Source organism: Frateuria sp. sgz306004, assembly GCF_057750885.1.
Window position 1 is genome coordinate 54,224 of sequence record NZ_JBYLFE010000002.1, and the last position, 25,043, is coordinate 79,266.

Below are 25,043 nucleotides of genomic sequence, written 5' to 3' on the forward strand. Positions count from 1 at the left end.
TCAATGTCCCTGGAACTTGCTCATGGAATCGATCAGCGAAATGATTGCCGGGCCAGCGAGTACCAACATCAAGGCGGGCAACAGGGTGAGCATCATCACGATAGTCATCTTCACCGAGAGCTTTCCGCTCTGTTCCTTCATGTAGAGCTTGCGCTGCTCGCGCAGGCGATCCACGAATTGGCGCAGAGGCTCCTGCACGGCGCCGCCGTGTTCATGCACCTGCACCAGAATCTGCACCAGGCCGCGCAGGTTGTCGTTGTCGAACTCGCACAGGCGATGCAGTGATTGCTGGCGGGTGCGCCCCCGCGCATAGCTCACGTTGGCCTCGCGCAGCTCGCGCGCCAGTACGGGTAGGGCCTCGCGAAAGCGATCGCCCACCATTTGGACACTTTGATCCACGCTAAAGCCCACGCCTTGAAGAAGCCGCAGCAAGTCGACCAGCAGGGGAAGCTCGTCCTCGATACGCTTGCGCAGTCGGCTGGCCAAGGTGCCGAGCACCAGTTTGGGCGCGATCAGTCCAAAAGCCAGCGCCCCGATCACCACCACAATGAAATCGAAACCGCTACTTGGCGCGAACCAGGCCAGGGCAGGCAGCGGTGTCAGGGCCGCAAGCGCCAGGCGCAGGCCAAGGAATACCGTGCGCCCCTGCGGGGTGTTGCGGTGGATCTGGCCGAGCAACAGGCGATCTTCCGGTGTAATCAACGCCTGCCCGAGGCGGCCATTCTCGAAGCGCGCGCCCAGCGCCGTGAGCCACGGCACGACGTGATGCCACCAGGGTTTGGCGGCGTCCTCTCCCTGCGGCGTCGCTATCGGCGCGGGCGGGCCGATCAGTGCCAGGTCGATGGCTTGCGACTCTCGCTGCTCCAACCGATGGCGCAGCCAGGCTTCGCGCGCGAGCAGCCCCACGCCACCCGCCAAGGCGATCACGGCACCGGCGATGATCCAATCGATGTCCACCACGCATTCCCCTGTGTGTAACGCGTACTCGCCGCGCCGCGTTTGGGCCTACAGCGATTTTGCCAATCGATACAGCAGGAACCCGCCGCCCAGCTCCATGCAAAGCGCGACGAGCAACAGCTTGTGCCCCAGCGCGGTGTGGAACATGGGCGTAAAGAACGCGGGGTCCGAAAAGGTCATGAAGGCCGACACCACAATCGGAAGCAAACCAAGCACCCACGACGACATCCGTGTCTCCGAGGTGATGGCCTTCAGCTCCTGACGTGCATGACTGTGATCGCGCATGAAATCGCTCATGCGTTGCAAGATGTGATCGGCCCGACCGCCTACACGGATACCGATGCCCAGCACCGAATGCAGCAGCGCGAACTCCCCCAAGCCATAAGGTCGCGATGCGGTGGCCAGCGCCTGATCAAGATCGACGCCGGCGTGCATGCCTTGCAGGGTACGGTCCAGCACGCCGCGCAAGGGCATATCCACCGACTTGGTGGTGCTCTGGAATGCCATGGGCAGGCTGTTGCCCACGCTCGTCATGCGGATCATGCCGTCCAGAAAATCGGGCAGCTGCGCGAGCAACAAGTGTTGTTGCTTCTCCACGCGCCGGCGTAACCAGAGCCACAATGCGGCGGCGTACAAGCCTCCAAACAGCGGCAGCACCCACAGGCTCCCGATACGCCAGGCCGCCAGCAGCATGAGCAACATGCCTGGCACGAGCATGGCGATATAAAGACGTGGGTCGGCCGGCAGCGCGGCTTTGAGCAGGAAACTATCGGCGCGTTGCCGCCAGGCGCGCTTGCGGACGCCTGGTAGCGGCGGTGGCAGGCCGTGCGGCTCGTTAGCGTCCTGGCGGACCAGGCGTGACTCGATGCTCTCCAGGCTGCGTCGCTGCAGGAGCCGGAGATTGCCACCGGTCCACAGAACCAGGGCGCCGGCGACCAGCAGCAGGATCAGGCTGAGAAGCGAGAGAATCTGGGTCATGGCATAAACCCACCAGCTTGTCGCAGCATCTGTCGGAACGGCTCCAGCTTCGCGGTGTGCGGTTGCAAGCCAAGGCTCATCCAGCGGTCCACGTCCTTGCCCTCGCGATCGACAAAGGGGTCGTGACGGTACATGTCTTGGGTAGTGATGATGTTGTCGCCGACACCGGTGACCTCGGTGATGCACGACACCACGCGTCGGCCATTGCTCTGACGTGCAATCTGGATGATGAAATCCACCGCGCTCGCGATCTGCCGCCGCAGGCTGTTTTCGCTGCCCTGAAATCCCGCGAATCCGGCCAGCATTTCCAGGCGATACAGCGCGTCACGTGGTGAGTTGGCATGGATGGTGGACATGGAACCGTCGTGGCCGGTATTCATGGCCTGCAACATCTCCAGCACCTCGGTGCCACGTACTTCGCCCACCACGATGCGGTCGGGGCGCATGCGCAAGCTGTTGCGCACGAGATCGCGAATGCTTACCTGGCCGTCACCGTCGAACGTGCCAAGGCGGCTTTCCAGGCGTACCACGTGCGGGTGATTCAAGGCCAGTTCGGCCGTGTCCTCCACCGTGATTACGCGATCCGAGTGGGGGATGAAACTGGCCAGCGCGTTGAGCATGGAGGTTTTGCCTGAGCTGGTGCCGCCAGAAACGATGATGTTGCAGCGGCCCAGCACCATCGCTTCGAGCAAGGCACGGATGGGGCGATCGAAGGTGCCTTTCTCCAGCAACTCGTCGGGAGTGAAAGGGTCCTTACGGAACTTGCGGATGGAAACGCAGGGCCCATCCACCGAGAGCGGCTCAATGATCGCGTTGAGGCGACCGCCATTGGGTAGACGCGCATCCACCATAGGGTTGGTGTCGTCCAGGCGGCGACCCAGTGGCGCCAGGATGCGGCGCACGATACGAAGCAGATGGTGGTTATCGCTGAAACGGATATTCTCGGGCTTGAGTATGCCGCCACGCGACACGTAAACCTGGTCGTAGCCGTTGATGAGGATGTCCTCGACGGCGGAATCCATCAGTAAGTCATCGAGCGGGCCAAAGCCCGTGAGTTCTTTGACCAGCGCGCTGGAAACTTGTTGCATTTCCGCTTCGTTGACCGGAATGCGCCACTCCTGCACAAAGCCGGCGGTTTCCGTTTCCACGTACTTGACCACCGTGTTGCGTGCCCACGAGGCCAGATCGATGCGTTGATCTTCAATACGGTTGAGCAGGTACTCGTGCGCCGCGGATAGCACGTCCTGAAACTGTTGAGTCTGTTCGAATGGAAGGTGCGGTGCATCCAGGCGCGAGGAAACGTCGGCACGCCGCAGTGCCGCCGCCAGTTGCGCCGCCGGTGAATTCAGCGGTGTTTCCATAGGGATCCCCCAATCCGTTGCGTCAGCGTCTTCAAAGGCGAGGTATGGAGATCGCGGTTCACGCGCAGCCGGAACCGCGCCATCAGGGGCGCCAGGGCGCGCACATAGGCATCGGATGGTGACGCGTCGTGCAACAGCACACCCTGGTTGGCGCTCATGCGCAGCGCGCGCGAGCGGTCGGGTAGCGTAGCGAGTACCGCTTGATGAAAGCGCTCGGCGATGCGTGCCACGCTCAGTCCGGTTTCTTCGTCATAGCGATTCACCACCAGCGAAACGCGAAGGTCGCGCGGGCCGGCCTGTTCGAGCTGCTTGAGGCAGGCATCCAGCGACACCATCGCGCCGATGGTCTGGTCCGTCAGCAGCCAGATCTCATCGGCCATTTTCAGCACGCTTTGCGCGGCTTGGTCGAGTTGACGATAGTCGAGGTCGCAAAGCACCAGGTCGTACATGCACAGCAGGCGATCCAGCAGCGGCACGACCTCCGCACCACCCAGGTTCACCGGTTGATCCTTGGCTGCATCCAGCACGGCGGCACCGCTCGTGTGGTGGGGCAAGGCGGTGCGTACGAGCGTGGCGTCGATGCGGCCGGCGTGGCGCAAGGCGTCATGGAAATGGAAATCGCTACGCAAGCCCATGTACAGAGAGATATCCCCGCGCGAATGACCCAGGTCGAGCAGCAGCACGCTGTTGCCGAGTTGTGTGCCAGCATCGCCCTCCGGCTTGGCCGAGGCTGCCAGTGCACCCAGGTGCGTTGTGAGCGCGCTGGCACCCAAGCCGGGTCGAACTCCGCACACCACGATCAACTGGCCGCGCCGCGCATGGGTGGGGGCGGTTGCCTCCTCCTTGCGCTGTGCCTGGGTGAGCACGGCGTTCAACTGGGCGAGGATCTCCTCGTCGGTGCTGTCGATGTCCACGAAATGCTTGATACCCGCGCGCATCGCGGCGAGTACACCCGCACCGCGATCGGTGGATGTCGATCCTGTGCCGACCAGCACCAGATCCGGCGCCAGAACGCCGAGTTGGCGAACCAGTTCGGTGGATGTGTCGATGTTGTCGCGTGAGAAATCCAGCAGCGCCACGCGTGGCTGGTGCTCCTCGATCAACTGGCGGCTGGTGTGGAGCTGGCGGCTGTCGCACCAGGACAGCATCACCAAATGGCGCAACCTGGCCGAGAAGCGTTGGGCGTTGCTCTCATCTGGCGAATAAAGCGGTAGGGTGGCCTCGAGCGCGGGTGTGTTCAAGGAAACCACCGTGTTGGGATTGGCCGACATGGTAAGTCCCTCAGCGTGAAAAGCCCGGGAGTTGGTCCGAGCCCGCGGGATTGAGCAGCCATGAGCCCCACACGGGGAGGTTGTTGCGTTGCTCACGCTCTCCCGGTAGCGGCACAGTCGTGCCCTTGGCGAGTGGTCGCACCAGGTGTGGCGTGACTATCAGCACCAGCTCCTTGTCGCTGCGGTTGTAGCTGAGATCGCGGAAGAACGCGCCAAGGATGGGAATGTCGCCAAGCAACGGAATCTTGTCGACCTGGCTGGTGATGCTCTGGCTCACCAGGCCACCGATGATGAATGTCTCGCCGTCGCCAAGTTCAACGGTGGTGTCCGCGCGACGCGTCACGATGGCCGGCACCTTGATGCCGTTGAGCTCCAGAGCGTTGGTGTAGTCCAGATCGCTCGCCTCGGGTGCCACCTTGAGCGCTATGCGGTCGGGCGCCAGCACGGTGGGCGTTACGGTCAGGCCAATGCCAAACGGTTTGTAGACGATGGTGGTGGTGCCCAGACCTTGTGGCTCGGGAATGGGTAGCTCGCCACCGGACAGGAAGCTGGCGCTCTGGCCCGACAAGGCGACCAGCGTCGGCTCAGCGAGCACGCGCGCCATGCCATCGCCTTGCAACAAGTTGATGTTGCTGTTCCAGCTATGCAAGCCATTGGCACTCGTATGCCCCAGTACCAGATTGAAAGCCGACGATAGCGTGCTGCCGGAGTTGTTCGTACTGTTGGATGGCGCGGAGAACCCGTACTTGAAGCCATTGTTGGTGGCGTTGAAGCTCACGCCGATCTGGCTCATGGCGGTCTTGTCGAACTCCACCACCTTCACATCCACTTGCACCACACCACCGCTGGCGACGGTAGAGGCATCGGACACCAGGCCTTTATCCCCCACGGCGTTCTGTGCGGCCGCTACGCCGCGCTCATGCTCGAGCATGCTGCCGGCCTGACCGTGCAGCACTGCTTCGTTGTCCTGTACGGCCACCTGGAGATTGCTGTCGCTCTGCAGGGCCGCCTGGCCGGCGCTACGCACCTCCACGACCAGTCGCTGCGGTGAGGCATCGCCGCGGTGCCATAGCAACAGGGTGGTCTGGCCTGGACGTTTGCCGACCAGCAGCGCGTCGCGCTTGCCTTTGAGTGTGACCAAGTCGGTCACCGCCGGGTCCGCGATGGCAACACGTTCGATATCCGGGGCGAGGTGCCACGGGCGCTGTTCGTGCACTTGCAGCTGGATGGCAGCATCGCCTGCGGCGAAGGCACTTATGCTGGCAAGCAACGCGGCGGCGGCAAGGGGAGCGAGACGGGTCATGCGCGGCTTCCTGTCACTCATGGCGTCGCCGCCAATTGATTGTGGGCGCTAGTCGGCGTGTTCGCACCGCGGATGATCTCCAACCCGGCCGGTGCGCTGGCGTGGGGGCGGGGTGCGTTCACGGGCTGGGCCGAGCGACCAAACAGACCCGCGTCGTCAAGGCCGGCATAAGCACGATTCTCTGGCGCATTCAGGTCATCGCGTTGCTCCGCCGTGAGGCCGTTGCGCGGTAGCAGCAAGGGCGCGGGCAGAGGAAAGAGATGGTCGCTGGGCATGCCGTCGTCGCCGGGGTGGCGCAGGGCGAGCGAGAGTTTGCCGCTCTGTGCACCCAGCACCAGCGGGTCGACGTCGGCCAAAGGCGTGGCCAGCACGGCCATGCGCGGCGGTGCTTCGTTGGGTTCCGTATGGTTGGCAACAGCGTCTTTGCTTGCGGCCGTGGTGTTGGTGGTGGGAAGGTCGCGCACACCGTAGGCGAGCACACGCAGGCGCGAGGCCAGCAGGCGGCTCTCCGAGCGCTCCTTGCCCATCGTGGTGCCTGACACGGGCGTCTTCATCGTGATGACGACATCCACATAGTCGCCCGGCTGCACGCGAGCACCGATGCCGGTGACTTCATCCACCGGCACGGCGATGGCACGTTCACCCGCCTGCAGCTGCATGGCTAGCGGGTTGGAGAGCAGGTTGCTGCTGATGATCCCACCTTCGGGGATATCCACTCGCGGTACCTGCCCTACCAGAAGCAGGGGTTCGGCAAAGCTGTTTTCTGGCTGGCTGCCGATGGGGGCTTGGCGCAGATCGCTGGCGCGAATGGGCAGGCCTGCCTGCAAGCGTCGCGCGGCCACCACGACGTGCGCGACGTTGGCGGGCGGCGCCGTAACGGGCGCTACCTGGGTCGTCGGTTGCGGTGTGGAGCTAGCGGCGGTGTTGCGCCGGCCCATGCTGAAAGCGAGCAACGCCAGCACGGTGGCGATGACCACGAGTATCACAGCGGCGATGCGAGACACGTTGTGCATCTGGCTCAAGCCTCCAATAAGGGTTCTCAGAAACTGCCACTCAAATCGAGTTGCACCGTCGCGCTACTTTTCAGGTTGGGGCCGGTGAGCCAGACAAAGGCGGCACTGGCCAACGGGATCAGCGGGCGTCGGCTGTAGTCGTACGAGGTCACCACCGTGATGCAGGACATCGCGGCATTGCTGGGGCAATGGGCGGGCACCGATACGGCGATCGGTTGGTAGGTGCTGCCCGGAGCGGACGGGGCCGCGCAATTGGCCGACTCGCCAGAGAAGGTGAGCAGCCATTGCATAGATGCCTTGGCAGCGGTGCAGGCGGCGGTTTGGCGTTGTGCGGTGGTGCCGTAATGCAGCGCGGCGCGTGCGCCCTCCGAGGCTGCGAGTGTCAACGACTGTTGCGCGGCGAAGATCAGCACGCCCGACAAGGTCAGCATGAACAGCGGCAGGATTCCCAGCAGGAATACCAGCGCGAACTCCAGTGCGGCTACGCCACGCTGGTGGTGCCGGGATACACGCTGAATCATGGCGCCCCCCAGGTCTGCAACGCAGGTAAGGCCAGCGTAAGCAAGGCGCCGATGGCGAGATACGCCGCATGGGGCTGCCCCACGCGACCGCGCCGCGCCACCTGCATGCGCTGCCACCACGCACTGCCGGTGAGCCATTGGCGCGTCATCGAGAAGGCGGGGGCGTGAGCAAGGCGCGGTGCCTTGAGCACCATCATCACCATCACGTGCACCCCGGTGAGCAGGCTGCCTATCACCCAGATGGGCAACAGCGCCCGGACACCGAGAAGAAAACCAAGCACCGCCAAAAATTTGACGTCTCCCGCCCCCATCCAGCCCAGGGCGTAGAAAGGCAGCAGCGCCAAAAAGCCGACCAGCAGGCCCGGCAAGGACGGCCAAGGGGCCGGCCCCAACTGGAGCAGCCGGATCGCCAGCGGCAGCAACAGCCCAAGCAACAGCGTCACCAATAGCCATGCATTGGGCACGCGGCGCGCGTACACGTCGCTCAGCACCACCAGGGTGCTGAGCGCGACGGCAAGCGAGACGAGTGCATTCGGCATGACGACTCCACTTAGGTGTGGCATGGGGCGCGGTAGCTGGGCGCCGCGTACGCGGTGGAACGCTTACGCGTTGCTTACGGCGCTTTCCAGGGCGGTGATGATGTTGCCGAGCACGGTGCTGATACCGGTTTTGAAGGCACCGATAAGGATGGCCGCCACCACCGCCGCGAGAATGCCGTACTCCAGAGCGGTGATGCCGTCTTCGTCAGCAATAAAATTACGAATCATCGTGTTCATGGCTTACCTCCTGGGGCTGTAAAAGCCTGCTGTTGGCGTCAGAGAACGACCCGTTGGCGTGTTACTTGGACCTGCAGCGTCACCGACTGGGTCGCAAAAAGGCCCTGTAAAGAGCCCAAAACGTAAACTTCGGGTGTAACCATGCATGTGCCGTGCCCAGCGCAATGCAGAAAAGTCTCATTGCGTGTCTCTATGTGAAAGAGACGTGCGCTCTGCGTGAAGACGTATTTACGTCCAAACGAAAAAGTGCGACACAACAGCTGCCTGGTGCGTGCGATGCGAATGTCATCGGTGTCCCCCCCGCGTGTGGCCGGACCGACTCTTCCAGAGTGGGTTTTCGGCTGATGCACAGCTTTCCTTAGATCGATGTGACTGCTTGCACAAATTCGGCAGACTTGCTAATTCATTCCGTGAAGCAGATCACGCCTGTTTGTAGGGTTTGTCGTTTAAGACCGCTTTGGCCAAGAAAGTGCAGGACATTTCTCGTTCTGCATGGCTAAGGTGCACAACCCATGCACACCGTTTTGGTTATCGGTATATCCAAATAAGCTCGCCACGTTGGATGCCTCAGGGGGGCAAACCATGGCAGTGGAGTTTGCCGCAGGCCTGCACTCACCGGATCTGGTCACGCTGTCAGGCATGCTGAAGGTCTGCGAGTTGGAGCTGGTTCTGCTTGGAAAGCAGAGCCCTCGCGCGTTCGCCGATTCCGTGGCCTTGGAAGAGGCCGTGCTGTTCAGCGGCGAGGTGGACTTCTCCTTCCGTGGTCGTTTTGCGCTGCCTCCGCAATGGTCCATGTTCGGCTATATCCATCGCACGGAAGCGGAAAGCTGGTGCCATGGCACACCGCTGGGTTCGGACATGGCGTTCACCGTGGTGCCGGAGGGCGTGACTGAGATCATGCTTACGGCTGGCTCGCGTATCACGGCTGTCTTGGTGCCCTTGCAGCGGCTGTATGCCCGCTTTGCCGAGCTCAAGCCTTTTCAGATGGAGCTGCCGAGTCGCGCGCTGTCGTTGTTTCAACTGGCCGACGACGGGCGAGGTGAGGTGTTGCGCGGTTTGATGGAAGACTTGAGTGAGCGTGTATTGGGCGACGACGCAGCCATGTCCATGTTGCAGGACTACATCGTCGACGACCTTCTCGGCGCGCATTTGCTGGCGGGCCTGGCAGCGCGTGGCGAGGACAGGCCGATGTGCTCACGAGGGCGCCATACGCATTATCAAGTGATGCAGCGCGCGGAAGATTTCATGCGACAGAATCTGCGTCGCGACATCTATTTGAACGAGCTATGCAGTGCCGCGGGGGTGAGCGAGCGCGGGCTGCGCTACGCCTTTGATGATCTGCTTGGCGTATCGCCCAATCGTTATCTGTCCATGCTGAGGCTGTGCATGGCCTGCAAGAACCTCACGCTGTCCGACGCGAGCCGGCGATCGGTCAAGTCCGTGGCATTGAGCTGCGGTCTCTGGGATCTGTCGCGCTTTGCCGACCATTACCGGCGGGTGTTTGGCGAGCATCCACGCGATACCTTGATGCGTTCTCCTCCGCTCGAACTCGCCTGACCCATCCACCATCCTCGCGGGCGCTGCCAAAGCACTCGTTCAGCGTCTCGTGCCGTATTTGTGCAGAACCCTGCCGGATTTGTCCCAAGGCTTGCCGGATAGGCATACACCGTTGCCGGAATGGAACATCCAGCGCGGCCTTTGTTTCCTCTAATAGGTCCCAGCCTTGCCGTTCGCACATGAAGTGCGCGGCAACGCTCTTAGGAACCTATGAGCGCCGACCATCTTGTCTGGCGCAGGCCTTAGAGGGGACACAGTCATGAATCGCATTTACCGCCTGGTTTGGTCCGAATCGCGTCGCGCTTGGGTCGCGGCATCGGAACTGTCTTCGCAACGCGTTCGTCTGTCGCGCCAAGTCGGTGCGCCACGTTCGTTGCGCGCGTGCCTGATCGGTAGCCTGGCGCTGTGCGCCTTGGCGTATCTGCCAGGAGCGCACGCGCAATCGGATGATCCCAAGCTGGATGACCTGCAACGCTTGATGGCCAAGTACGAGCAGCCCAGCAGTGCGCAGCCGGTTGGTTCGGCATCGTTGCAGACCGTGGCCTTGCCGCTGCTTGCCAACCAGGCCGTGGCATCGGTGAGCGGCTTGACGCAAGGTGCACTCGCGACCGATCAAACCTCGGAGCCGGCCAAGTCACGCCATGTTGTCAGCGTGCGTGCGCGGATCAAGGCGGCGCCGGTAGCCGCCACGCTGGATCAGATGACCGCAGGCATTGCGCTGCCGTCCGCGCTGAGTGCCAAAGTGGCCGCTGATGGCGCGGCGGATGTCGATGTTGCGCTGGGTCAGCGCCGCGTCGGCACGCCCATCGCCAATGGCGAGGTGGCCGATCGTGTGCGTACCGTAACGCTCGGCGCCCAATTGGCCGCCACGTCATCGCTGGTGGCGGGTCAGGGTGCAGCCAACGCTGTACTGGGCGCCGATGGGCTGGTGCACGTTGTACTGCCTGTCCCAAGCGCGGGGCAGCAAACGGCAGATGCCAACCTTGCCGCCCAGGTGAACGTGCTGAATAGTCATGGCGACCTGCTCGATGCCAACGTACACGCCGGTCTCGGTTCGCCGAGCCCCGTTGGGGCTGCCAACGCTCATGTGGGTGTGAACGCGGGCCAGATCGTAGGTGCAGTGAATGGATTGCTGGGCGGCGTGAGCGGCCAGGGCAGTGGATCAACAGCCAGCCTGCCGGCAACCGTGGATGGCATAGCCGGCACAGTGACGGGCGTGGTCGCTGGTGCCACCAAGGGCACGCCACTGGGTGGCGCGACTACGGCTGTACTGCAACCGGTGGATGCGGTTGTGGGTACGGTGACTGGCGCAGTTGCGAATCCTGCGGGTGGACTAGGCGGTGTGCTGGGCGGCGGTAGCGCCGGTGGCGCACTGTCGAGCCTGCCTTCCACCGTCAACGGTGTGACGGGCACGGTGACCGGCGTGGTCGCTGGTGCCACCAAGGGCACGCCACTGGGTGGCGCGACTACGGCTGTACTGCAACCGGTGGATGCGGTTGTGGGTACGGTGACTGGCGCAGTTGCGAATCCTGCGGGTGGGCTAGGCGGTGTGCTGGGCGGCGGTAGCGCCGGTGGTGCACTGTCGAACCTGCCTTCCACCGTCAACGGTGTGACGGGCACGGTGACCGGCGTGGTTGCTGGTGCCACCAAGGGCACGCCACTGGGCGGTGCAGCGACGGCCGTGTTGCAACCGGTGAATGCCGTCGTAGGTACGGTGACGAGTGCAGTTGCGAATCCTGCGGGTGGACTAGGCGGTGTGCTGGGCGGCGGTAGCGCCGGTGGCGCACTGTCGAGCCTGCCTTCCACCGTCAACGGTGTGACGGGTACGGTGACCGGCGTGGTCGCTGGTGCCGCCAAGGGCACGCCACTGGGCGGTGCAGCGACGGCCGTGTTGCAACCGGTAAATGCCGTCGTAGGTACGGTGACGAGCGCAGTCGCGAATCCTGCGGGTGGACTAGGCGGTGTGCTGGGCGGCGGTAGCGCCGGTGGTGCACTGTCGAACCTGCCTTCCACCGTTAACGGTGTGACGGGCACGGTGACCGGCGTGGTTGCTGGTGCCACCAAGGGCACGCCACTGGGCGGTGCAGCGACGGCCGTGTTGCAACCGGTGAATGCCGTCGTAGGTACGGTGACGAGTGCAGTTGCGAATCCTGCGGGTGGACTAGGCGGTGTGCTGGGCGGCGGTAGCGCCGGTGGCGCACTGTCGAGCCTGCCTTCCACCGTCAACGGTGTGACGGGTACGGTGACCGGCGTGGTCGCTGGTGCCACCAAGGGCACGCCACTGGGCGGTGCAGCGACGGCCGTGTTGCAACCGGTAAATGCCGTCGTAGGTACGGTGACGAGCGCAGTCGCGAATCCTGCGGGTGGACTAGGCGGTGTGCTGGGCGGCGGTAGCGCCGGTGGTGCATTGTCGAACCTGCCTTCCACCGTTAACGGTGTGACGGGCACGGTGACCGGCGTGGTCGCCGGTGCCACCAAGGGCACGCCACTGGGCAGCGCGGCAACGGCCGTGCTGCAACCGGTGAATGCCATCGTGGGTACGGTGACTGGCGCAGTTGTGAATCCTGCGGGCGGTCTTGGCGGTGTGCTGGGTGGAGGGAGTGCCGGTGGTGCACTGTCGAACCTGCCAGCGACCGTGGATGGTGTTACTGGTGCCGTATCCGGTGTGGTGGCCGGTGCCACCCAAGGCACGCCGCTGGCGGGGGTCGCGTCGACTGCGCTGCAACCGGTGACGGGCACTGTTCACAACGTGGTTGCCAGCGTGTCTGGCACGGGCACCGCAGGCAACAGTGGTTTGCTTGGCGGCCTGCTGGGGGGCAATAGCAGCTCTTCGCCGCGTCGTGTCACTCAGGATCTGGGCCAGGCGCTTGCCGATACCGGAAAGACGCTGGGCAGCGTGCTGTCGGCTCCGCTGGGCAATGGCGTGCCCACCGCAGTGGGGCAGGGTGGTGCCACGGGTTCCGTGGTGAGCGACTTGCTCAATACCGTGGCCGATACGGCCAACAGCGTACCTGGCGTGCAGTTGGGTAGCACGGGCAATGGGGCATCATCGGGTCAGAACCTGCTCAATGTGATTCCCGGCGCATCGGGTCTGGTGAATGGGTTGGTGCCGGGTCTGGCAGGTGTCGTGGGTGGCAATACCGGCGCTTCGTCGGCCTCCTCTCCTGCCGATAGCGCGGCCGACAGCTCAAGCGCCTCGACGAGTTCGTATGCGGCGCCCAACGCTACGGCGGCGCGATCCAGCGTCAGCCCTGCCGCCTTCTCGCCAGCCACCAGTGCCGCCGCTGCCTCGCCGCAGGCGGTGCCGGTCGTGCCGCCGCCGTCAGCGACACCAACGGGCCTGATCGTGGGCAATGGTGGTGTGGTCGGCACGGCATCGCAGTTGCTCGGCTCATCCAGCAACAGCCTGTTCAACAACACCAACGGGTACGTCACCAATGGCGGCCTGCAGGTGAACGCGGCCAACTTTACCCAGGGTTACTCCGTGCTCAGCGTGGCGGGTATTCCCACGGTGAACCTCACGCCGGTGGGTACGGTGCTCACCACGGTGGGCGGCACCACGCTGGGCAGCACGGGCAGCAACTCGCACCTCACGCTGATCGGTGCGGTTACCTCTGACAGCTACATCACCAACGTCAACAATGGTGCGGCTGGTGGCATTGCCGGGCTGGTGTTGCCCAACGGCGCGCCAGCGTGGTCCTCCACCTGCGCGAACGTGCTGGGCGTCGTGCAGTCCTCCTGCTGGGCGGTGAATGCCGCACAGGATTACCAGGTGCTCATGGGCGATGGCGCCACCGCCAACGGTTCGAAGGAAGTGGTGATCGGCACCAACGCCAGCCACACCTTGCCGGCCGTCACGGCGGCCAGTGCCTTCCCAGGCGCGGGCGCGAATGACCCCAACGATCCCAGCGGTGTGCCCACGGCCGACTACCAGGCACGCCTTGGTCACTCCGTGGTGATTGGCGACAGTGCTTCGGGTTCGGCCAACGCGCAAACCATCATCGGTGCGCAAGCCACGGCCAGCGTCGCGAACAGTGTGGCACTGGGCTATGCCTCGGCGGCCACCCGTGGTGCGCAGACCAACTACACCGCATTCGCCTTGGTGGGTGCGCAGAACTCGGCCGGCGAAGTGTCGGTGGGTTCGCCGGGGCAGGAGCGCCAGATCACCAACGTGGCAGCAGGTAGCGCTCCCACGGATGCGGTGAACGTGGCGCAGCTGCAGGGCTTGGTGGTGAACCTGGGCGATGCGGTGCAGTACGACGACACCACGCACGCCGCAGTGACATTCGCAGGCACCAGCAGTACCGATGGCGGTGCCACTAACGGCACCACGCTCGCCAATCTGCATCAGGGGGTCATCAGCGCCACCAGCACCGAAGCGATCAACGGTGCCCAGATGTGGCACTGGACGCAGGACACCAGCAACGTCTACAGCAACTACAGCCTCTACAACGCCATACAGAACATCAAGCCCGGCGGCGGCACGGTCAACAACGGCGGCCCGGTGAAGTACTTCAACGTGAACTCCACCCTGGGCGATTCCACGGCAACTGGCGCCAACAGCATTGCTATTGGCCCGGCAGCCGCGGCAAGTGGCGCCAACGCCGTGGTGATGGGTAACGGCGCGAGCGCCGCTGGCAGCAACGGCACCGCGATCGGCGGTGCGGCCTTCGCTGCGGGCCCCAACGACACGGCGATCGGCGGCAATGCACAAGTGCACGCCGACGGTAGCGTGGCTTTGGGCGCCAACACCACGGTGTCGTCAGCGGGAACCAACGCGGTGGCGGTGGGCGAAAGCGCCTCCGTCACGGCGGCCTCTGCCACCGCAGTGGGCCAAGGGGCATCGGCTACGGCGAACGGATCAGTCGCACTCGGCCAGGGTTCGGTGGCCGACCGCGCCAATACGGTTTCGGTGGGCAGTGCGAGCAGCACCCGCCAGATCACCAATGTGGCGGCCGGTACCCAAGGCACGGATGCGGTGAACCTTTCCCAGTTGCAGGCCAGTGTGGCGACGTCGCAGCAGGGCAATGTGCGCTACGACGCCAATACCGATGGCAGCGTGAACTACTCCAGCGTCACGCTCGGCAACGGCAGCGGCGCCACCACGGTGCACAACGTGGCGGCGGGTGTGGCTACAACAGATGCGGCCAATGTGGGCCAGGTCAACGCGGGTATCCAGCAGGCCCAGAACTGGGCCGCCGCCTATACCGATCAGCGTTTCAACCAACTGCACGGTGAGGTGCAGGACATGGGCAACCGTGCCAACGCGGGTGTTGCCGCGGGCATGGCCATGGCAGGGCTGCCGCAGGCTTACGAACCGGGTCGCAGCATGGCCGCGGTGGCGGCGGGTTCGTTCCGCGGCGAATCGAGCCTGGCGATCGGTGTATCGACCATCTCGCAGGGCGGTCGCTGGGTCTACAAGCTGAGCGGCAGCGTGGACACGCGCGGGGACGCGGGCGTGGCCATCGGCGCCGGCATGACGTGGTGAGCGCATAGCGCTCGCCACGTCCTCATCGCACAACGATCAAGGGGAGTCGTCATGCGTCATCACATTGCACACTCATGGTTGTGGTCGGCCCTGCTGGCAGCCAGCGTCGGCCTCTACGGTTGCAGCACGGCCGCCACACGCGGCGACGAGGCGGCCGGCCCCGTGTTTCCCGACCCGGCGCGCGCCACCATGCCAGAGGGCGTATTCGTCAACGTCGAGAACCTGCGCAAGCTGGCGCCGGGCATGACCAAGCACCAGTTGTATGACTTGCTGGGTGCTCCACATTTCAGCGAGGGCGTGTTCGACGTACCCAAATGGAATTACATCTTCGTGTTTCGTACCGAGGATGGCCAGTCGTTCAAGTGCCAGTTCCAGGTGCAGTTCGATCAGCATCACCTTTCCAAGGCCTATTACTGGAAGCCGGAGTCGTGCAAGAGCCTGCTGGAGATCCAGCGGCCGATGCCACCGCCAGCGCCGCCAGCGCAGCCACAGCCCATGGCGACCATTCGGCTTTCCTCCGATGCGTTGTTCGGCTTCGACAGCGCCACGCTCAGCGCCGAGGGCAAGCGTAACCTCGACGGCCTGCTCGATCAGGTGCAGGCGGCCAGCCACATCCAGGACATCGCGATCACTGGCTACACGGACCGCATTGGCAGCGAGCACTACAACCAGGCGCTATCGCGTCGACGCGCCGAAGCAGTGCGCGACTATCTCGCCGCCCATGGCGTTCCGGCGGGCACCATGAAAGTGGATGGGCGCGGCCCGGCTGACCCAGTGGTGCAATGCGAGGACAAAAAGCGCGATCGCTTGATCGCTTGCCTGGCCCCCAATCGGCGCGTGGAGCTCAAGGGGAGCGCTCGCGCACCCGCCTGATCGATTACAGCAACGGAGTCTGTCGTCATCGGCACCGTGGTGGATCATGGACCCGGTGACCCCTCAGTGGCGCCCTCCCCCCTTGCGCCCACCGCCATCACGGTGCCGTTGACGACAGACTCCCTCCGCCTTGCACGCCGTAGTTGCCGTTCCGAAACGCTTCAAGAGCCTGCCGTAGTCGGCACCGTGGTGGCACACGGACCCGGTGACCCTTTAGTGGCGCCCCCCCTAGCGCCCACCAACCGCCACGGTGCCGACTACGGCAGGTTCGAACACCCAGGAGGCCGCCGTCATGGAATCCATCTATGCCATTCGCCCCGCCGAAGGACGTTCGTGGTGCATCACGCTGGGTCGCCAGTTGGTGCGCAGCAAGCTGAGCCCCGCCGCGGCCATCCAGCTAGCGCGCCGGCTGGCGCGGGACCGCTTCGAGCGCACCGGTGCCCCGGCCAAGGTGGAGTTCTTCGGTGGCCCGGCACCCATCGTGCTGGGCCACTATGGCCTGCGTTGATGCCGCTCAGGAATTGCCGGCGCTCAGATAGTCGAGCGTGGCTTGCAGCATGGACTCCATGCCTACCTTGAGTGCGCCCTCGTCCACGAAAAACTTGGGCGAGTGATTGGCGGGTGCCTTCAGCGCGTCCTGCCCCAGCGGCGTCGCCCCGACGAAGAAGTACACGCTTGGTACTTCCTTGGCGAAGTAGGCGAAGTCTTCCGATGCCATCCACGGCTTGGCCTCGATGGTGTTAGCGGCGCCGATAGCTTTACCGATGCTGGTGCGCACACGCGCGGCAAGCGCCGGATCGTTCACCAACACCGGGTTGCTGTCACCCACCGGAATCTGCGTTTCCACCGTGGCGCCATTGGCAGCCGCGATGTGCTCGGCGATGCCCTTGAGGTTGTCGAAAGCCTGCTGGCGCATGCCATCGTCAAAGGTGCGCAGCGTGCCTTGCAACTCCACCTGATCGGGCACGATGTTGTAGCGCGAGCCGCCCTCCACAATGCCGAAACTGAGTACGGCCGGCAGATCGCCAATGTTGAGCTTGCGACTCACGATGGTCTGCGCGGAGGTGATGATTTCCGCCGAGGTGACGATAGGGTCTACGCCATTCCACGGCATCGCGCCATGGGTTTGGCGACCATGCACCACCAGCTTGAACCAATCCGAGCCTGCCATGGCGGGGCCGGGTCGCAGTGCCACGGTGCCCACGTTGAGCGAGCTGACCACGTGCATGCCGAACATGGCGTCGGGTTTGAAGTTGCGGAACACGCCTTCCTTGAGCATAAGCGCCGCGCCGCCTTCTTCGCCGGCCGGCGCGCCTTCTTCAGCGGGCTGGAACACGAACATAACCTCGCCGGGCAAATCCTTCTTCATGCCCGCAAGTATGGTCGCCAGCCCCATCAGCATCGCCGTGTGCGTATCGTGGCCGCAGGCGTGCATCACACCGGTAGGCTTGCCGCGATACTCGCCTTTGGCTTTGGAGGCGAAGGGCAGATCCACCTCTTCGGTGACGGGTAGCGCATCCATGTCGGCGCGAATGGCGAGACGCGGGCCAGGCTTGCCGCCCTTGAGGATGCCGATCACGCCGGTATGCGCGATGCCGGTGTGAACTTCCAGCCCCAGCTTCTTCAGTTGCGCCGCCACCAGCGCCGACGTGCGTCTTTCGCGATTGCTTAGCTCCGGGTGCTGGTGAATGTCGCGCCGCCACGTGGTGACCTGCGGCAGTTCGTCCTTCACGGCTTGAGTGGTGTCGGCAGCATGGGCAAAGCCGCTGGCGAAGGTCGCGATGGCAAGGGCGAGCACGGTACGGCGCATAACGGGTACTCCACGGGAGGAACCCCGATCCTAGCGCTGTGAGGATCTGCTTTTGTAGCGGTGCGCGCCGTGTCCTACCAAAGTCGACATGGCACCAGTGAGGAAAGTGCCGATGCTATGCTCGGGAGCCGATCCGAGGATGTGGTCATGCGTGCGGCAAGTTACGTTCATGGTGTAAGCGCGCAGCCCTTGCTTGGCGATACCGTCGGTACATTGCTCGACCGTATCGCGGTGCAGCACCCGCAGCAGCCTGCGCTGGTGGTGCGCTCGCAAGGCGTGCGGTGGAGTTACCGCGAGTTCCATGCTCAGGTGGAGCGCGTGGCGGCGGGCCTGCTGGCATTGGGCATGCAGCGCGGCGACCGCATCGGTATCTGGGCTCCCAATCGTGCCGAATGGGTGGTGTTGCAGTTCGCCGCGCCCAAGGCGGGGCTCATCCTGGTCAACATCAACCCGGCCTACCGACGCCATGAGCTGGAGTTCGCGCTCAACAAGGTGGGTTGCCGCGCGCTGGTACTGCCGCGTCGCTTCAAGACCTCGCATTACCTGGACATGCTCCACGAACTGGCGCCGGAGCTATCCACCACCACGCCGGGCCAGTTGAAGGCCGAGCGACTTCCCTCGCTGCGCGAAGTGATTCTGCTCGATGAGGAGCCTGCGCCGGGCACGCGACTTTGGCGTAGCCTGACCGACCACGGTGACGCATCAGCCATCGAGCGATTGCGCGCCCTGCAGGAAGAACTGAGTTTCGATGATCCGGTAAACATTCAGTTCACCTCCGGCACCACGGGGGCACCCAAGGGTGCCACGTTGACCCACCACAACATCGTCAACAACGGCTTTTTCATCGGCGAGGCCATGCGCCTCACCGAGCAGGATCGCTTGTGCATACCGGTGCCGTTCTATCACTGCTTCGGCATGGTGCTTGGCAACCTGGCTTGCGTTACGCACGGCGCGTGCATGGTGATCCCGGGCGAAGGCTTCGAGGTGCTTGCGACGCTGGAGGCGGTGCAGGAGGAGCGTTGCACCGGTTTGCATGGCGTGCCCACCATGTTCATCGCCGAGCTGGAGCACCCGGAGTTTCATCGCTTTGATCTCAGCTCTTTGCGCACGGGCATCATGGCGGGGTCGCCATGCCCGATCGAAGTGATGCGGCGCGTGGTGAGCGAGATGCACATGCACGAGGTCACCATTGCCTACGGCATGACCGAAACCAGCCCCGTGAGCTTCCAGACCACGTTGGATGATCCGTTGGGGCGCCGCGTCGACAGCGTTGGCCGCATTCACCCGCATGTGGAGGTAAAGCTGGTGGACGAGCAGGGCCACGTCGTGCCGCGCGGCATGCCGGGCGAACTATGCACACGCGGCTATTCGGTGATGCTCGGCTATTGGGAGGACGAAGCGCGCACGCGCGAGACGATCGACGCCGCGCGCTGGATGCACACCGGCGATCTGGCCGTGCTCGACGACGATGGCTACTGCACCATTGTGGGGCGACTCAAGGACATGATCATTCGCGGCGGGGAGAACGTGTACCCGCGTGAGATCGAGGAATTCCTCTACACCCATCCCAAGGTGCAGGACGTGCAAGTATTTGGTGTGCCCGACGTCAAGTTCGGCGAGCAGGTATGCGCGTGGATTCGTCTGCGCGAGGGCAGCCAATCCACCGAAGCGGAAATCCAGAGCTACTGCCGGCATCACCTGGCGTATTTCAAGGTGCCGCACTACGTGCGGTTCGTCGATGCGTTTCCCATGACGGTAACGGGCAAGGTGCAGAAATACCTGATGCGCGAAGCCATGTGCGAAGAGCTGGCACAGGGCGCCGCCGCGCCCTGATCTTTCAACGCCAACTGCGCGAGGGCAGCGTGCCGTGGCTAGCTAGCCACGCGGGCAATTCATCGGCCGGCATCGGGCGCGCAATGTGGAAGCCTTGCGCCTCGTCGCAGGCCATGCCCAACACGCTGTCGTACAACTGCTGGGTTTCCACACCCTCCACCACCACGCGAAAGCCCAGGCTTCGGGCCAGCTCCGCCACCGAGCGCACGATGGCTTCATCGTGTTGGCTGGTGCCCATGCCGCGTACAAACGACTGGTCGATCTTCAAGCTCGTGGCTGGCATTTGCCGCAACGTGGCGAGGTTGCTGTAGCCGGTGCCGAAATCGTCGATGGCGATGCCTGCGCCCAACTGGCGCAGCGCGGTAAGGTGGCGGCGCGTGGTGGCGCTGTGCTCCATCAGCGTGCTTTCGGTGAACTCCAGCTCCAGGGCATCCAGGCCGATCTTGTGTTCCTCGGCCACGGCCTGCACGCGGCTCACCAAGTCCGCGCCCAGGTCCGTGCTGGATACGTTGAGCGACAGCTTGATATCCAGGCCCTGCCGACGCCAACGCGCCAGTTGCGCCACGCTGTGTTCGAGCACCCATTGGGTCAAGGTGCGCATCAAGCCGGCGCGTTCGGCCAGGGCGATAAACTGGCTGGGTGGGATCATGCCCAGGGTAGGGTGCTGCCAGCGCGCCAGTGCCTCCACGCTCACGCAGCGTCCACTATCCAGGTCGATGCGCGGTTGGTAGTGCAGATCCAGCTCGGCGCGCTCGGTAAGTGCCGCAGCCAATTCGGTAACGAGGAAAAACTCCTGCCGCTGCTGCTCATCCTGCTGGCGATCGTAGACAGCCCAGCCGCGCACGCTGTGCTGGGCAGCGAACGAGGCGTTGATCACCAGTCGCAAGGGATCGCCCCCGCGCAGGTGGCTCATGTCGATCTTCAGCAGGCCCACGCCCGGCTGGATGGTGAGCGGAATGCCCAGGCAGTCGTACGGCTCGCGCAGGCGCGCTACCAATTCATCCAGGCAGGTAGGGTCGGCCAGCGAGTGCTGTTCCGGCAACACAATGGCGAAGCGGGTGGTGCCTACCTGATAGAGCCTGGTTTCCGGCGGCACCCAGTTCATCACGCGATAGGCCACCGCGCGCATCAGTTCATCCGCGTAGGCGTGACCCATGGCGCGCGTGAACGCGTTGAAGCGCTGCGCCGGCGCCACGTCGATGGCGATGACCCACGCATGTGGCATGCGCTCATGCAGATGGCGACGCAGGTCGTCGAAAAAGGCGAAACGATGCGGCAACTGGGTGATAGGGTCGGTGCGGCCGAGATAACTGCGAAGCACCACGCCCGCGCCCACCAACGAGGCCGCATCGCGCAGCGCCACTTGTTCGGCCTCATTGAGTTCGGAGCGTGGCGCCAGGTCCATCACGCACAGCGCGCCGATCTGCTGCCCGGTGAGGGTGTAGACCGGTTCGCTGGCGAAAAAGCGAACCGGGCCGGGGCCCGCCGCCAGGCCCAGCGTCGCGTCGCGAAAGCGATCATCGTGCAGGGTGTCGAGCACCACGTTGGCCTTGGGCGTACGCGCGGCCTCCAAGTGCAAGGGATGCAGCGCGCGTGGATGGTGACTGGGCAGTTCGGCGCCGTCGGCGAACCAATAGGCGGTGCCGCTGTGGAGCACCAGCGACACGAGCGGCACGTTCAAGGAGCGCGTGACCATACGTACCACGGCATCGAAGCCGGGAACGGCAAAGCCTTCCGGAGAAACCGAAGAAGTCGCCCGGTCGACGGCAGGCGCGGTGGCCGATGACCTGGCCTCATCCTGGGCCAGATCCGGCTCGATGGTCGTATGCATCGCGTGTTCACCCCTGATTGGAACGGCGTTACATCCCCAAGCGCTTGGAGGCTACTTCAGCGATGTCATGGCCCGCAATGCCACAAATGGAAGGCCATCAGTGGCCAGCCATGGGCGTTCCTTCGCTTAACAAATCGGCCGAATCGGCTATTTCTTTACGCTGAAATCGATCTCGACCGGGTAGGGCACCGGCTGGGCCGGTGGCGCAGGCAGCGTCCAGCTGGCGAACTGCCCGGCCATGCACTTGGCCACTGCCGTCTGCGGCTGCACCTCGATGCGCGCCAGGCGGCCGTCGCTCTGCACGTCCGCTACCAGGGTAAAGGGCGACTTGTCGGCGGGCGTGTTGCTGGCAATGCACGACTTGTAGGCGTCGGTGGTGGGGTTGCCGATGCGATCCCACATCTGCTTTTGGTAGGCGGGGCCGCTGGCGGCACCTTCGGCCAGCTTGGCTTGGGTAACGCGCGCGTGGAAATCCGGACTCGCGCCGGGGCTCAGCTGCAGGGCAAGGGCAAGCAGGATGGACATGGTGACTCCCGTGGATCGAAGGCCGTGAACTTACCAGTTGTGTCTCGTGCAGGGATGACGCAGCGCTTTCCGGCGATTAGTGTGGCGCCTGGTCCTCCGTGGGAGACACGTATGCGTACGTCGGGACGGATGCTGCTGTGGTGGATGCTATGGGCTTGGGCCGGCCTCGCAGGCGCGGCCGACGCGGTGCAGGTGCCACGCGCCGATGGCGCAATGACACCGCTGGAGGTGTATGAACCTACGAATGCCGCAAACTCCTGCCCTCCATTGGCGTTGATCTCGCACGGTGCCGGTGGCAGCGAACGCGGCTATGGCTATTTGGCCAACGGGCTGCGCGCTGATGGATGGCGAGTGATCGTGATGGGACATCACGAAAGCGGCGCGGCGCCGTTGTTCGCGGATATTCGCGCGCAACGCAACATCAAGGACGGAGTGGGCGCGCTGGTTACCGATGCCGACGCGTACCGCGCCCGCTTCATGGATATCGATGCCGCCCGCCAATGGGCCGAGCAACGCTGCCATGCGCCCTATCGCGTGTTACTCGGTCACTCCATGGGCGCGGTAACAGTGATGTTGGAGGCCGGTGCGCACAATCGGCTCGGCGTGCAGGGCGAAGGTGGCTTCGATGCCTATGTGGCCTTGTCGCCCGAAGGCCCGGGCCGGGTGTTTCCCGAGGGCGCATGGGCGCCCATCCATGCGCCCATGTTGCTGATCACCGGTACGCAGGATGGCGGCCTGGATGGTGATTACCGTTGGCGCACGCAAGCCTTCGACGGGTTGGGGGCGGGTTGCCACTGGCTGGGCGTGATCGATGGCAGCACGCACATGAACTTCGCAGGGCGCGGCACATCCAGCCGCACCGAAGCGGCGACGCTCGCGCTCACCCATGCGTTTCTGGGCGGCTTGCGCGCGGGGCGCTGCGGTACGCCGCCCGCGCTGACCGACGTGCAAGTACGCAGCAAGTAGGCATGCGATGAGGTGGCGCAAATGCGGTGTGCCAACGCTTGCGTGGCACGCCGCGAGCGACCTCAAGGCAAGTGCGGGCTGGCGAGATACTCCTCGCTCTGCATCTCGATCAGGCGCGACTCGGTGCGCCCGAACTCCGCACGCAGGCGCTCGCCATCGTACAGCTCGGTGATGGGGGCAGCGGCGGACAGGATGAGCTTGACGCGGCGGTCGTAGAACTCGTCCACCAGCAATACGAAGCGGCGTGCGGGGTCTTCCGAGTACACCGTGAACTGCGGCACGTTGGATACGATTACTGCCGGGCCGGCCTTGGCCAGCTCGATGTAATCGGACACCGCACGCGGGCCTTCGCACAGCGCGGCGAACTCGAACCACAGAATATTCTCCGCACGCTTGCGCAGCGGAATGGCGCGGTCGTTGAGCACGATCTCGCCACCGTCTTCCACCGTGCCTTCCGCCTGGCTGGCAAAGATGCGCGCCAGCGCGCGTTCCGCTTCCGCGCCGGGCGGTGTGTGGTACACCGGCGCCTGGGTGAGGGCGCGCAGGCGCCAGTCGCGCGCGGAAATCATCTGCACCACGTGGCAACGCGTTTCGATCAGCGCAATGGCAGGCAGGAAACGCGCGCGCTGCAGGCCATCCTTGTACAGGTTGGCCGGTGCGGTGTTGGAGGTGGTCACCAGCGTCACGCCGCGATCGAACAGTGCCTGCAGCAAGGTGCCCAGGATCATCGCATCGCCAATGTCGTTCACCAGGAACTCATCCAAGCACAGTACCCGGCAGCGCGCGGCGAGGTTGGCGGCGACATCCAGCAGCGGGTCCTGGCGTTCGCCCAGTGCACGCAATTGCTCATGCACCTCGCCCATAAAGCGGTGATAGTGCCGGCGCAGCGCCACGCCATGCGGCAGGCTGGCGACGAACAGGTCCATCAGGAACGTTTTGCCGCGCCCCACGCTGCCCCACAGGTACAAGCCCGGCACGGCCTCGCGCGTTTCGTTGCCGAGCAGCGACTTGATCCGCCCGAACAGGCCGCCGCCGTTGCTCTGGCCGGCGCTGGCGCATAGCGCGGCGTGCATGCGGTCGAATTCCGGCAACAGCGCCTGCTGCGCGGGGTCGGCCTCCCAGCGGTGGGCCTGGACGCCTTCGAGGTAGCGCGCACTCGGCGCGAGCTGCGGTGTATCACTCATGGGTACGACACTTTCTCGGGGCGCCGGCTTGGAGCGGGCGCCGGGTCGGGCGAAATCGGGGCGTCAGTCCTGACGCAGCGGGGGCAGCCAAGGCTGGATGGCGTGCTTGACCACACCACGCAGGTCCATCAGGCGACGATGGAAGAAATGGCTGGTCTCGGGCATGCGTACCAGCTCGGGCTTGCGCTCCATGCCATCGATCCAGTCGAACACGGCCTGCGGGTCCACCACTTCGTCCTCTTCGCCTTGCACCACCAGCCAGGGGCTGCTGGGCAATGCGAAGCCTTCGAAAGGCCAGCGACCGGCGGGCGGGGCGATGCTGATCAAGGCATCGGCATGGAGGCGCACGGCATTGCGGATGGAAACGTAGCTGCCAAAGGAGAAGCCCGCCAGCCACAGCGCGTCGTGCGGGCGCACGTGACGCACCCAGGCCACGACGGCCGCCAGGTCGTCACCCTCGCCGTTGCCGTGGTCGTAACTACCTTCGGACTCCCCCGTGCCGCGAAAGTTAAAGCGCACCGTATCCAGGCCCGATTCGCGCAGCGAGCGCTCCACCATGGTCACCACCTTGTTGTGCATGGTGCCGCCCTGCAGCGGATGCGGATGGCAGATAACGGCGGTGCCGCGGCGAGCGTCCTCGGGAATGGCGACGTCGGTGATCGTTTCGAGCTTGCCGGCCGGGCCTTCCAGCGCGAAGCTGGTGGCCTGCTCGGGAAATTGCTCAGGCTGGGTGGGTAAGGTGACAGGATTCATGCACACGATGATAACCGCCACGTGGGGTGGCCGGTCGGACCGG

Annotated in this window: 20 protein-coding genes; 6 read left to right on the plus strand and 14 right to left on the minus strand. The window is 64.4% G+C overall.

The window, feature by feature from the left end; translation table 11 throughout:
* The 9 genes from AC3G2C_RS03645 to AC3G2C_RS03685 form a co-directional block, all read right to left on the minus strand.
* Complete coding sequence (locus AC3G2C_RS03645) at nt 1-957, minus strand: type II secretion system F family protein (RefSeq protein ID WP_488383258.1); 957 nt, start codon at nt 955-957, stop codon at nt 1-3.
* Between the two features lie 48 nt (nt 958-1,005).
* Nucleotides 1,006-1,935, minus strand: a complete 930-nt coding sequence (locus AC3G2C_RS03650) for a type II secretion system F family protein (RefSeq protein WP_488383259.1) — start codon at nt 1,933-1,935, stop codon at nt 1,006-1,008.
* Nucleotides 1,932-3,296, minus strand: a complete 1,365-nt coding sequence (locus AC3G2C_RS03655) for a TadA family conjugal transfer-associated ATPase (protein ID WP_488383260.1) — start codon at nt 3,294-3,296, stop codon at nt 1,932-1,934. Before AC3G2C_RS03655 ends, AC3G2C_RS03650 begins: the two co-directional genes overlap by 4 nt.
* Nucleotides 3,281-4,567 (minus strand): CpaE/TadZ family protein, encoded by a 1,287-nt coding sequence (locus AC3G2C_RS03660; RefSeq protein WP_488383261.1) that lies wholly within the window; start codon nt 4,565-4,567, stop codon nt 3,281-3,283. The genes AC3G2C_RS03655 and AC3G2C_RS03660 overlap by 16 nt, the downstream gene beginning before the upstream one ends.
* A gap of 10 nt (nt 4,568-4,577) precedes the next feature.
* Nucleotides 4,578-5,870, minus strand: a complete 1,293-nt coding sequence (locus tag AC3G2C_RS03665) for a type II and III secretion system protein family protein (protein ID WP_488383262.1) — start codon at nt 5,868-5,870, stop codon at nt 4,578-4,580.
* A 17-nt stretch (nt 5,871-5,887) separates the two neighbouring features.
* On the minus strand, nt 5,888-6,883 hold the full coding sequence (gene cpaB, locus AC3G2C_RS03670; protein ID WP_488383263.1) for a Flp pilus assembly protein CpaB: 996 nt from the start codon (nt 6,881-6,883) through the stop codon (nt 5,888-5,890).
* A gap of 26 nt (nt 6,884-6,909) precedes the next feature.
* Nucleotides 6,910-7,404, minus strand: a complete 495-nt coding sequence (locus AC3G2C_RS03675) for a TadE/TadG family type IV pilus assembly protein (RefSeq protein WP_488383264.1) — start codon at nt 7,402-7,404, stop codon at nt 6,910-6,912.
* Nucleotides 7,401-7,943, minus strand: coding sequence for an A24 family peptidase (locus tag AC3G2C_RS03680; RefSeq protein WP_488383265.1), 543 nt, complete (start codon nt 7,941-7,943; stop codon nt 7,401-7,403). The genes AC3G2C_RS03675 and AC3G2C_RS03680 overlap by 4 nt, the downstream gene beginning before the upstream one ends.
* A gap of 63 nt (nt 7,944-8,006) precedes the next feature.
* Nucleotides 8,007-8,180, minus strand: coding sequence for a Flp family type IVb pilin (locus tag AC3G2C_RS03685; RefSeq protein WP_488383266.1), 174 nt, complete (start codon nt 8,178-8,180; stop codon nt 8,007-8,009).
* A 582-nt stretch (nt 8,181-8,762) separates the two neighbouring features.
* On the opposite strand from AC3G2C_RS03685, the gene AC3G2C_RS03690 reads away from it, so the two are divergent.
* From AC3G2C_RS03690 to AC3G2C_RS03705, 4 genes are all read left to right on the plus strand, one after another.
* Nucleotides 8,763-9,737 carry an AraC family transcriptional regulator gene (locus AC3G2C_RS03690; protein ID WP_488383267.1) on the plus strand — a complete coding sequence of 325 codons (975 nt, stop codon included), beginning with the start codon at nt 8,763-8,765 and terminating at the stop codon, nt 9,735-9,737.
* 259 nt (nt 9,738-9,996) lie between these two features.
* Entirely contained in the window at nt 9,997-15,225 is a 5,229-nt protein-coding gene (locus AC3G2C_RS03695) for an ESPR-type extended signal peptide-containing protein (protein WP_488383268.1), read from the plus strand.
* A 51-nt stretch (nt 15,226-15,276) separates the two neighbouring features.
* Nucleotides 15,277-16,098: an outer membrane protein assembly factor BamE gene (locus AC3G2C_RS03700; RefSeq protein WP_488383269.1), complete on the plus strand. Its 822-nt coding sequence runs from the start codon at nt 15,277-15,279 to the stop codon at nt 16,096-16,098.
* Nucleotides 16,099-16,390: 292 nt separating this feature from the next.
* A complete protein-coding gene (locus AC3G2C_RS03705) occupies nt 16,391-16,606 on the plus strand; it encodes a hypothetical protein (RefSeq protein WP_488383270.1) in 216 nt (71 codons plus the stop codon).
* 6 nt (nt 16,607-16,612) lie between these two features.
* Here the strand turns inward: AC3G2C_RS03705 and AC3G2C_RS03710 are convergent, their stop codons facing one another.
* Nucleotides 16,613-17,908, minus strand: coding sequence for an amidohydrolase (locus tag AC3G2C_RS03710; RefSeq protein ID WP_488383271.1), 1,296 nt, complete (start codon nt 17,906-17,908; stop codon nt 16,613-16,615).
* A gap of 147 nt (nt 17,909-18,055) precedes the next feature.
* On the opposite strand from AC3G2C_RS03710, the gene AC3G2C_RS03715 reads away from it, so the two are divergent.
* Nucleotides 18,056-19,741 (plus strand): AMP-binding protein, encoded by a 1,686-nt coding sequence (locus AC3G2C_RS03715; protein WP_488383272.1) that lies wholly within the window; start codon nt 18,056-18,058, stop codon nt 19,739-19,741.
* Between the two features lie 4 nt (nt 19,742-19,745).
* Here the strand turns inward: AC3G2C_RS03715 and AC3G2C_RS03720 are convergent, their stop codons facing one another.
* The gene (locus tag AC3G2C_RS03720) at nt 19,746-21,572 is read right to left on the minus strand and encodes a putative bifunctional diguanylate cyclase/phosphodiesterase (protein WP_488383273.1); all 1,827 of its coding nucleotides are present in this window, start codon (nt 21,570-21,572) and stop codon (nt 19,746-19,748) included.
* A gap of 147 nt (nt 21,573-21,719) precedes the next feature.
* Entirely contained in the window at nt 21,720-22,097 is a 378-nt protein-coding gene (locus AC3G2C_RS03725; RefSeq protein ID WP_488383274.1) for a peptidase C13, read from the minus strand.
* A 111-nt stretch (nt 22,098-22,208) separates the two neighbouring features.
* Between AC3G2C_RS03725 and AC3G2C_RS03730 the strand changes: the two genes are divergently transcribed.
* Nucleotides 22,209-23,063: an alpha/beta hydrolase family protein gene (locus AC3G2C_RS03730; protein ID WP_488383275.1), complete on the plus strand. Its 855-nt coding sequence runs from the start codon at nt 22,209-22,211 to the stop codon at nt 23,061-23,063.
* Between the two features lie 62 nt (nt 23,064-23,125).
* Here AC3G2C_RS03730 and zapE read toward each other — a convergent pair whose 3' ends face one another.
* Together zapE and AC3G2C_RS03740 are read right to left on the minus strand one after the other, a co-directional pair.
* Nucleotides 23,126-24,247 (minus strand): cell division protein ZapE, encoded by a 1,122-nt coding sequence (gene zapE, locus AC3G2C_RS03735; RefSeq protein WP_488383276.1) that lies wholly within the window; start codon nt 24,245-24,247, stop codon nt 23,126-23,128.
* Between the two features lie 63 nt (nt 24,248-24,310).
* Nucleotides 24,311-25,000 (minus strand): alpha/beta hydrolase, encoded by a 690-nt coding sequence (locus AC3G2C_RS03740; protein WP_488383277.1) that lies wholly within the window; start codon nt 24,998-25,000, stop codon nt 24,311-24,313.
* Nucleotides 25,001-25,043: the final 43 nt, after the last annotated feature.

Excerpts from the sequence above, each read along its gene's own strand:
- AC3G2C_RS03650 (WP_488383259.1), bottom strand. The coding sequence starts at position 1,935 with ATGACCCAGATTCTCTCGCTTCTCAGCCTGATCCTGCTGCTGGTCGCC.
- AC3G2C_RS03655 (WP_488383260.1), bottom strand. The coding sequence starts at position 3,296 with ATGGAAACACCGCTGAATTCACCGGCGGCGCAACTGGCGGCGGCACTG.
- AC3G2C_RS03660 (WP_488383261.1), bottom strand. The coding sequence starts at position 4,567 with ATGTCGGCCAATCCCAACACGGTGGTTTCCTTGAACACACCCGCGCTC.
- AC3G2C_RS03665 (WP_488383262.1), bottom strand. The coding sequence starts at position 5,870 with ATGACCCGTCTCGCTCCCCTTGCCGCCGCCGCGTTGCTTGCCAGCATA.
- cpaB (WP_488383263.1), bottom strand. The coding sequence starts at position 6,883 with ATGCACAACGTGTCTCGCATCGCCGCTGTGATACTCGTGGTCATCGCC.
- AC3G2C_RS03675 (WP_488383264.1), bottom strand. The coding sequence starts at position 7,404 with ATGATTCAGCGTGTATCCCGGCACCACCAGCGTGGCGTAGCCGCACTG.
- AC3G2C_RS03680 (WP_488383265.1), bottom strand. The coding sequence starts at position 7,943 with ATGCCGAATGCACTCGTCTCGCTTGCCGTCGCGCTCAGCACCCTGGTG.
- AC3G2C_RS03685 (WP_488383266.1), bottom strand. The coding sequence starts at position 8,180 with ATGAACACGATGATTCGTAATTTTATTGCTGACGAAGACGGCATCACC.
- AC3G2C_RS03690 (WP_488383267.1), top strand. The coding sequence starts at position 8,763 with ATGGCAGTGGAGTTTGCCGCAGGCCTGCACTCACCGGATCTGGTCACG.
- AC3G2C_RS03695 (WP_488383268.1), top strand. The coding sequence starts at position 9,997 with ATGAATCGCATTTACCGCCTGGTTTGGTCCGAATCGCGTCGCGCTTGG.
- AC3G2C_RS03700 (WP_488383269.1), top strand. The coding sequence starts at position 15,277 with ATGCGTCATCACATTGCACACTCATGGTTGTGGTCGGCCCTGCTGGCA.
- AC3G2C_RS03705 (WP_488383270.1), top strand. The coding sequence starts at position 16,391 with ATGGAATCCATCTATGCCATTCGCCCCGCCGAAGGACGTTCGTGGTGC.
- AC3G2C_RS03710 (WP_488383271.1), bottom strand. The coding sequence starts at position 17,908 with ATGCGCCGTACCGTGCTCGCCCTTGCCATCGCGACCTTCGCCAGCGGC.
- AC3G2C_RS03715 (WP_488383272.1), top strand. The coding sequence starts at position 18,056 with ATGCGTGCGGCAAGTTACGTTCATGGTGTAAGCGCGCAGCCCTTGCTT.
- AC3G2C_RS03720 (WP_488383273.1), bottom strand. The coding sequence starts at position 21,572 with ATGCATACGACCATCGAGCCGGATCTGGCCCAGGATGAGGCCAGGTCA.
- AC3G2C_RS03725 (WP_488383274.1), bottom strand. The coding sequence starts at position 22,097 with ATGTCCATCCTGCTTGCCCTTGCCCTGCAGCTGAGCCCCGGCGCGAGT.
- AC3G2C_RS03730 (WP_488383275.1), top strand. The coding sequence starts at position 22,209 with ATGCGTACGTCGGGACGGATGCTGCTGTGGTGGATGCTATGGGCTTGG.
- zapE (WP_488383276.1), bottom strand. The coding sequence starts at position 24,247 with ATGAGTGATACACCGCAGCTCGCGCCGAGTGCGCGCTACCTCGAAGGC.
- AC3G2C_RS03740 (WP_488383277.1), bottom strand. The coding sequence starts at position 25,000 with ATGAATCCTGTCACCTTACCCACCCAGCCTGAGCAATTTCCCGAGCAG.